This window comes from Photorhabdus sp. RM71S (genome assembly GCF_042879355.1).
GTDB classification, from domain to species: Bacteria; Pseudomonadota; Gammaproteobacteria; order Enterobacterales; family Enterobacteriaceae; genus Photorhabdus; species Photorhabdus kayaii.
In genome coordinates this window covers 1-452 of record NZ_JBHFKV010000202.1, presented here as the reverse complement: position 1 = coordinate 452, position 452 = coordinate 1, and the positions used below count along the sequence as shown (strand labels likewise).

Annotated in this window: 1 protein-coding gene; it reads right to left on the bottom strand. The window is 39.6% G+C overall.

Annotation, left to right across the window (positions count from 1 at the left end; translation table 11 throughout):
* Positions 1–16: 16 nt before the first annotated feature.
* Positions 17–452, bottom strand: a 436-nt coding sequence (locus ACGF5R_RS24515; RefSeq protein ID WP_387693250.1) for a hypothetical protein, incomplete at its 5' end; no start/stop codon positions are given.

The following is a 452-nucleotide window of genomic DNA, read 5'->3' as shown; positions in this document are numbered from 1 at the left end:
CAACTCCTAACTTTAATTAAGATATAGCTGGACTGTTTTTGGCAGTAGCATTAATAAATTCTTTTTTTAATCGTTCGGCTTCAACGAAAGCGCCAATATATTTTTTGCGCAATACCTCTATTTCCTTTCTACGCTTAAGCAATAATCTTATTCGCCTGACCGCTCTTTTATGACACTGGATGTAATTAGGTAGTAATTCCCCTGCTTTCCAGTGCGCCTCGTTGTCTTTACTAATAATTAGCTGGGTCGGGTAATTAGTTTCGCGTCCGGCACGGTTGAATACTTTTTGTGTCATGATATGGGCTAATCTATTAATGGCACTATCACGACTCCAGCGTTTATAAGAACGTCCATGACGACTAACAACATAGACGGGTAGCTCATGTATGCTGAATGCATCATCAATACCGTTATCACTAATAAGCTCATCGGTATCAAAGCGGGAATAATCG